The organism is Anaplasma bovis, assembly GCF_036903315.1.
Classification (GTDB): Bacteria; Pseudomonadota; Alphaproteobacteria; order Rickettsiales; family Anaplasmataceae; genus Anaplasma; species Anaplasma bovis.
In genome coordinates this window covers 1-8,287 of the sequence record NZ_JAWLNY010000045.1, presented here as the reverse complement: position 1 = coordinate 8,287, position 8,287 = coordinate 1, and the positions used below count along the sequence as shown (strand labels likewise).

7 protein-coding genes are annotated in these 8,287 nt (G+C 41.6%); 4 read left to right on the top strand and 3 right to left on the bottom strand.

Features of this window, described 5'->3' with window-relative positions:
• Positions 1 to 269: 269 nt before the first annotated feature.
• Entirely contained in the window at positions 270 to 1,646 is a 1,377-nt protein-coding gene (locus tag R4I06_RS03825; protein ID WP_334414233.1) for a 3-phosphoshikimate 1-carboxyvinyltransferase, read from the bottom strand.
• A 109-nt stretch (positions 1,647 to 1,755) separates the two neighbouring features.
• Entirely contained in the window at positions 1,756 to 5,088 is a 3,333-nt protein-coding gene (gene dnaE / locus R4I06_RS03820) for a DNA polymerase III subunit alpha (protein ID WP_410519379.1), read from the bottom strand.
• 335 nt (positions 5,089 to 5,423) lie between these two features.
• Between dnaE and R4I06_RS03815 the strand changes: the two genes are divergently transcribed.
• Entirely contained in the window at positions 5,424 to 5,723 is a 300-nt protein-coding gene (locus tag R4I06_RS03815; protein WP_334414231.1) for a BolA/IbaG family iron-sulfur metabolism protein, read from the top strand.
• 340 nt (positions 5,724 to 6,063) lie between these two features.
• On the opposite strand, the gene pdxH is transcribed toward R4I06_RS03815, so the two are convergent.
• Positions 6,064 to 6,657: a pyridoxamine 5'-phosphate oxidase gene (gene pdxH / locus R4I06_RS03810; RefSeq protein WP_334414230.1), complete on the bottom strand. Its 594-nt coding sequence runs from the start codon at positions 6,655 to 6,657 to the stop codon at positions 6,064 to 6,066.
• A gap of 236 nt (positions 6,658 to 6,893) precedes the next feature.
• On the opposite strand from pdxH, the gene R4I06_RS03805 reads away from it, so the two are divergent.
• The 3 genes from R4I06_RS03805 to R4I06_RS03795 all read left to right on the top strand — a co-directional run.
• Positions 6,894 to 7,220: a hypothetical protein gene (locus R4I06_RS03805; RefSeq protein ID WP_334414229.1), complete on the top strand. Its 327-nt coding sequence runs from the start codon at positions 6,894 to 6,896 to the stop codon at positions 7,218 to 7,220.
• 170 nt (positions 7,221 to 7,390) lie between these two features.
• Positions 7,391 to 7,807 (top strand): hypothetical protein, encoded by a 417-nt coding sequence (locus tag R4I06_RS03800; protein ID WP_334414228.1) that lies wholly within the window; start codon positions 7,391 to 7,393, stop codon positions 7,805 to 7,807.
• 142 nt (positions 7,808 to 7,949) lie between these two features.
• Positions 7,950 to 8,287: hypothetical protein (locus tag R4I06_RS03795; RefSeq protein WP_334414226.1), on the top strand; the 338-nt coding region annotated here is incomplete at its 3' end.

Below are 8,287 nucleotides of genomic sequence, written 5' to 3'. Positions count from 1 at the left end.
GTTAAGCTTGCCGCCAGCGTTCGTTCTGAGCCAGGATCAAACTCTCAAGTTTGATAAAACAATCACAAAAAGCGAATTATGATCTAGACTCTTAAACCCAAAAACAAAATTCAAGCTTTATGTGCATTAAAAAATACGCTTCAACGCACCGCCGCCTTCATTTCTACTCTAAACTCTCTTCAACTAATCAAACATCTGGACTACGCGTCCTATCCCAAGAGTATTGATTATAGCGCTCACCATGTCAACTGTTTTATCCTCTTTTTTCTCTAGCCCACTATTACTTCGCCAACAACACTTCCCTCGCCCAGCAATCTGTTCAATATCTCCACGAAATACAGCAACCATTGCTTACCGTGCCCTCTAAAACGTACACTAGAACAGCGCACAAGATGTAATATCAAAAATGGTATTCCTATTTTATAGTCACTCATGACATTCGTGGCTGAATTTCCTGCGATTTTAGAATCTCCAATACCATAAAGCTCTACCGTACCGCCTTCTATGCGGTATTTTAGCCCATAGTCGTTCAGCGCTTTTAGCACAATTTCTGATACTCTCGTGTCATCTTCCAAATTCAGGACGTCGAAAATCTTGGTAGCACCTTCCGCAAGCACGCACACAACAACCACTATTGATAGCTCGTCTCCCAAAAATTGTGCCTGTTCATGAGATATGTCTACTCCAGACAATCTGCTAGACTTTACTTTTATGGTGCTAAATACACTATTTTCTATAGAGCATATGGTGATATGACCGCCCATCCCGATAAAAATATCTATGATAACTCTCATTCTTTCGTCAACTAATACACCCTCTATAGTAACTTCTGAGTCGCGAGTTACTAAAACAGCGGCTATTAAGTACAACACATATGACATAGATGGAAACACCTTTACATCTCGTGCAAATAGTTCTGTTTGCCCCACTATCTTGGTGGAATAAATTGCTGCACCACCATGTGATTCCCCTTTTTGCTCAATATCGGCACCAAAATGCTCCAACAGCAATTCCATATATGTAGGTAAAAAACGTCTTGCGCGTATGCAACTCTCACCAGCAACATTTATAGATGCAAGGAGTGTGGCTACCTTAGCAGTCTCTGATTCTAGTATATTCTCCAACAGTAGAGGAATTCCATCTTCTATGCCCGTGACCAATATGGGAAAAGTTCCGTCATCCTTTGTAAACCTTGCCCCAATTAATGTAAGTGCGGACAGAGCTTCCCTCATATGTAACCTACCCATCTCACGAGATCCCTTATTGCCTCTACTGCTCTCCTTTTTCAAAACAAAAGAAGCAAATGGATGGGTGGCTAGCATCCCACATAGAGAACCTGCAACAAAAGTGGAATTTCCTGCATTTATACCATCATGAGGAGCTGCGAAGCTTCCAACACCCGCACCTTCTACTACTATGCACTTGCCTTCGTTGTATATCCTAATTCCTAGAGCTTTTAGCGCAACAATGAGGGCGGAAACTTCCGTGCATTTTGGCACATTGTGTATACGCGACACTCCAACAGCTTGAGAAGCAAGCATTATGGCGAAGCAGGAGGCATTTTTACACCCGTACATATCACCTATAGTGCCCGTAAGCGTCATGCTACTATTTCTAGACGCAAGTCTGCAGGAATAATAATACATAACAAGAAGATTCCTCCTCCCCCTTTATTCATCCTTACTGGTAACAACAAAGTGACGTGTACATGTTACACCATTAAATCGCTTACTCCCATACCCTCATCTTTTAGATCTAATAGCGGCCCCGATGATTAATTGTTACATCTTCCACAAAATCAAAATTCAAGATTTGCACCAGAATTTCAGGTGATATTGAAAAGGAACCTGGTAGCTTGATCAATACCAAATTGCTCTTCGATGCGATTTCCAGAAACACCTCAATGCCATTTTTAGTCTCCATAAGAGTGCCTCTCAGTATATCAACAAATGCAGACACAGGGCCATTTAATACGTGAAATACCACGTTTTTTACCTTCTTCATCATCGCTTGCAACCCATCATCAAATCCGCAAATCCTCTTGGCTATAAATCTGGACTTTGAAGCACTGCAATCCATATCTATCATTACAGCAACACCACTATTAAATAAGTCTCTATTATCCTCTATGGTCTTGCTGTTATAGAATGCAACATCATGCACTCCATCAGGATCCGATATCCTCACTATGGCAAACCTTTCCTTATTCACAGATCTCATTCTCGCACTGTACACCACTCCAGCACATCTGACAGTATCTGACTCAACTGCAGCACTTTTATACTTGCTGATGAACATAACGCCTAAAACATTGAGTAGTGCCGCATACTTTATAAGCGGGTGATACCTTAGATAGAAGCCAAACGTAGAAAATTCGTACTCTACTTTCTCGTCTTCGGACCAATCCTCAACATCTAACAGCTTATTTATTTCCCCCTCATTGAATAAGTTGAATTGGTGTGACCCTGCCCCAGAATTTTTACTATCAATAGCATCAAGTATTATGTCCAAAGATTCGAACAACTGCCGTCTATTGGGATGTATGCTGTCTAATGCGCCAGACTTTATCAAACTTTCTATCACCCTCTTACAAGGAGATCTTATCCTCACTCCACTTATAAATTCCCAGATATCCTTGTATGGGCCACCTAGAGGCAGCACTTCCTTTGCCGCATTGGGACCCACATTTTTCAATGCAGAAAGCCCACATCTTATTGCATCACCAGCTATGCTGAACGTAGCATCCGAATTGTTTATATCTATCGGTAATATATCTATTCCGTGCGCTTTTACCTGCTGACATAGAACGCCCAACTTATCTTTGTCATTTATATCTAAGTTCATCGAAACGGTGAAAAATTCCTTCGGGTAATTTGCCTTCAAATACGCAGTCTGGAAACTTATAATGGCGTATGCAGCAGCGTGTGATTTATTAAATCCATACCCAGCAAACTTTGCAACCAGATCAAATATGTAGCTCGCTTTACCTCTATCTATATTGTTACGTACAGCTCCCTCAACGAAATCCTGCCTTTGCTTGTCCATCTCTGTTTTTATTTTCTTTCCCATGGCCCTTCTGAGCAGATCAGCACCTCCTAGACTGTATCCTGCCAAGATTCTTGCTATTTCCATGACTTGTTCCTGGTATATTATTACCCCGAACGTCTCTTTCAAGACTCCTTCAAGCATATGGTGTATGTAGTCCGGCTTTTCCAGTCCGTGTTTGCGTGCAATATAGACTGCTATGTTGTTCATGGGCCCAGGACGATACAGAGAAATAAGTGCAATTATGTCTTGTATGCTGTCAGGCCTCAGTTTACTTATAGCCTCTCTCATACCCGCACTTTCAAGCTGAAACACACCCACAGAATCCCCTTCAGATAGCATCTCGTAAGTTTTCCTATCGCTTAGTGATATCTTCGAAATGTCTATATCTGTACCCCTACTCTTTATCAGAGAGCATATTTGATCTATGACAGTGAGCGTTCGAAGCCCTAGGAAGTCAAACTTCACCAACCCCGCCTTTTCCACATACTTCATGTTGTACTGCGTTATAGGCAAGGAACAAGACCGCTCATAGTACAGGGGAACAACATCCGTAAGAGGCCTGTCACATATCACTATACCGGCTGCATGCACTGATACGTGTCTATACAGACCCTCAAGTTTGAGTGATATCTCTATGAGTTTTGAAACTGTTTCATCGTTTTCTTGCTCATTCCTCAGATCCTGGTCCATTTCTATCGCTTCAGAAAGCGTGACCGGACTAACAGGATCATGCGGTATCATCTTGCATATCCTGTCGATCTGCCCATATGGTATTTGCATGACACGCCCAACATCGCGCAGAACCGCCCTAGCTTGCAGCTTACCGAAAGTTATGATGTGCGCTACGTATCCGTATTTCTCCTTTATGTACTCTATAACTTGATCCCTCTTTTCCTGACAGAAATCTATATCAAAATCCGGCATTGATACCCTATCAGGATTCAAGAACCTCTCAAAAATAAGTCCGAACTCTATGGGATCCAAATCCGTAATACCTAAAGACCACGCTATAAGTGATCCGGCACCAGAACCCCTTCCTGGACCCACTACTATGTTGTTATTTTTGCTCCACACTATGAAATCGGCAACTATCAGGAAATACCCTGAGTAGTCCATGGATATCACAACTCCTAACTCGTACTCTAATCTATCAAAATATTCCTTCCTTACGTTATCATTCTCATATAATCCCTTTGACCTCAATCTGGCTTCCAAGCCAGACTTTGCGCACTCTGTTAACTCTTCGCTTTCTGTCCTACCCTTTGAGCATGGAAAATGCGGCAACGACGGCTTCCTAATCTCTTGTATGAATGAGCATCTCCGCGCTATGACACAGGTGTTGTGTATAGCCTCTGGAATGTCCGAGAACAGCTCATGCATCTCTTTAGCAGTCTTTAGATAGTGTTCTTGCGTCAGTCTGTCGCGGTCTTCTTGTACGACAAATGACCCACTGGAGATGCACGACAAGATATCATGTGCTTGAAAGTCCTCTCTATAGGCAAAAAACACATCATTCGTTGCCACAAGCGGGATATTATTGTTGTATGCAAACTCCACCAGCGAGCCTTCCAACTCCTTTTGTGCTGCTAGGCCATGCCTCTGCAGTTCGACATACAAGTTACCCGTAAAAACCTGCAACAGCTTGTTAATAACTTCACTATTTTCGTTCTTACGAGTCAAAAATCTAGCCAGGATATCGTCATATCCTCCGGTAAGCGCTATTAGCCCCTGACTCATATCAAGTAAATCATGTATATTGACACTGTTTACCTTTCCCAGCTGGTTGTTCTTGAATCCATTACTCACCAGCTGTATTAGATTCTCAAAACCCTTACTGTTTTTCACAAGCAGCAGTATATTACCTATACTACTACCCAAATCCTCTACAGCTATGTTGCACCCTATTATTGGCTGCACACCTGAAGACGAAGCGGTATCTGAGAATTCTAAGGATCCAAATAAATTGCCGGAATCTGTGAGGGCAATAGCGGGCATTTTTTGTTTAACACACATCGCTATTAGGGAATCAATCTTTATCATTCCCTCCAAGAGGGAATAATCACTATGTGTCCTCAGATGAATAAAGGTTCCAAAATTCACTTCAGAAACTCAAAACAGGTCCCCATATATAACAGACATAACCTACAGCGGTAAAGGCAAAGTAGTCTCCATCGGAGACGTTTTCCTTTGCGACTCAGATACCTTAGGCTGCAAGTTCATTATGCAATCACGCAACGCGTAAGATACATTCTGATAACTTCATGCAATCTTTAATGGCGGTTTATTAGCATACAAGAGCTGCAGTTTCGGATAAATTAGGCTGTTACCTGAAAGAAAATTCGCTACAATCTCTCCATAGATATTGGGCCTTTACTATGCATAACTTCGAGGAAATTGATGCATCTATTAGACAGAAAATACTGTCACTAACGGGCAACAATACACTTATTGAAATTTTTGATGAGTCAAGCAAGCACATTGGCCACGCGGGAAGCGCAAATTACTCAGTTTCTCACCTTAGGATTCACATTACTTCTGACTATTTCTGTAATATCAAAAAGCTAGAGAGATACAGAATTCTGCACAAAACCCTTGATCAGGAGATAAAGCTTGTACACTCGGTAACGTTTGTGATTATGACCTTTGATGAGGCTGCTATATATGCAAAACCCTGATTAGGATTCACATTACTTCCCTGTAATATCAAAAAAGCTGGGTGATCTAGAATTTTGCACAAATCCTGGATCAGAAGACAAAGCTTGCGCACTAGGTGACGTTTACTATCATGACATTTGATGAGGCTGCTATATATGCAAAACCCTGATTAGGATTCATATTACTTCTCTGTAATATCAAAAAGCCGGAGAGATATAGAATTCTGCAAAAATCCTCGATCAGGAGATAAAGATTGTGCACTCGATAATGTTTGTGATTATAACATTTGATGAGGCAGCTCTATCGGCAAAATATCAATGACAGATTTGGAAAGTTTGGGAACGGAAAGCCTCGCGCTATTCACGGGTAGAGTATTTCGTGAACCCAGATATTGTTTTCATCTTTCCTGTATCTTTTTCTGTCATGCAACCTATGTTCACAATTTTGCCAGAACTCTACGACATACGGAACTACTCTCACTCCCCCCCAGTGGTCAGGTCTTGGAACTTCTTTTCCCTCGAACTTCTTTTTAGCAATTTCAAATTCTTCGAGTAACTTTTCACGGCTCTCAAGCACCATGGACTGTTTAGAACACCATGCACTTATCTGGCTATCTCTAGATCTAGAAGCATGATACTTATCCGACTCTGCTGGAGTCATAAGCCCTGCTATTCCTTCCACGCGCACTTGTCTGTTCACAGTTCTCCAATCAAACACTAGCGATACAAAGGGATTATTTTGCAGCTCACGACCTTTTCTGCTTTGAAAATTAGTAAAAAACTCAAATCCCGCTTCACTATACCCTTTCAGCAGGACAACCCTTGCCGAGGGCCTATTATTTTCGCATGTGGTCAGCACCATCGCAGAGGGTTCTCTGATGCCCCCTGTTTTCATCATATCTCCATGCCACTCTTCGAATATTTTCATTGGCGCACTGTAGCAGCATTTATGCATAACACCCTTCGATTTTACACTCGACAGGGGCAGTAAATACTATCAGTGCAATAAACACAAGCAATAATGGAGAAAGTTCAGGAGAATGGCTTCATGTCTTCAGATAGAGGATATAATACCGCATAAACTCGCAACATCTGCGTGATGGTGTGGCAGGTAGCCATACATAAGCAAAGATATCAAAGGGCCGCAAGGTACAACCAGAGAATATATATCAATAATAAACCAAGAAGAATATGCATGAGGTTAGTAAGGCTATTAATATCCTTGATCCTAATAGGGACATTGATGCCAAGATTTGTAAGGCTAGAAGTAATGATGCTTCATCAAGTGAAGGCAACCTTAGTACTGATAAATGCGCTAGTGATAGTAGCAGTGGATTCAGTTCTAAGATGGGTTTGGAGAATTTTACAAGTACAACAAATCAGGCACACAATTTTAAGACAGACAATGATAAGATGAGTAATGTGCCTAAATCTACGAATCAGCTGGTTAAGGACGTATCAGGTTTAGATAGGGAACAGAAGGGCAAGGTATCAAGTGCCTTTGCTTGCTGCTACTAGTGGTAATAACGTAGGTAGAACTAGATATACATCAATGATGTATATCTACTAAGTTAAAGAGTGGAGATGGTGATGAAGAAGGTATTTATCTCCTCGCTAAAGACCTTGCTTACAACGTTGCTCTTAATAGGACCAATGAGTTGACTGCAGGTATTCACAAGATGCAAAGGATGGAATTGAAGCCAGTTAGTGAAGAGATTATTACACTTGATCAGCATGTTAATAACCAAGATAAGGCCATTGGTATTAATAGTAAGATATGCAAGGATGATGCTTACAATCACTCTACCATTGCTAGTGCTGGTAGTGAGGGTGACGGCAAGTGTGGAATTGGTGTATCTGGTCTGAATGGTAAGGCTGGAGATAAGGGCCTGGATAAACTGTGGCAGAAATCACATTCAAGTAGTCATGGTGGCGGAAATTACGAAGGAGAACGGGCAAGCGGCGCTGTGGGTACACTTACATCGAAAAAGATATCCGAGGACATATCACAACTAAACAGTAGCGAGAAAGGGATAGTCTCAAGCGCCTTTGCGAAGGCGCTTGAAGGAGCGGAAATAGCAATACCAGTAGATATACATCGTTGATGTATATCCTATAAGGGGAGTTAAGAGGGGAGATGGTGATGAAGAAGGTATTTATCTCCTCGCTAAAGATCTTGCTTACAATGTTGCTCTTGATCAGACATCTAAACTATCCGAAGGTATTCAGAAGTTGACCAAGAAGGATATGCATGAGGTTAGTAAGGCTATTAATACTCTTGATACTACTAAGGATATCGATGGGAAGATTTGTAAGGATAAGTGGGTAAGTGATGGTGGTGGTACTAGTAACAGTGGTAGCAATGTAGATACAGCAGGAAAGTGCTACTCTGGAGGGCACAGCAGTAGTAGTGCTGCTAAGTTGAGTGAAATGTTTGATGAGAGTCTTGGTGGTAATAAGAATAATTACGCTACTAGTAAGAGCGAGAGTATGCAGGAGCATACCTCTACCACAATATCAAAGGATATATCAGCTTTAACCAGAGACCAGCACGGAGTAGTCTCAAGTGCCTTTGCGAAGGCACA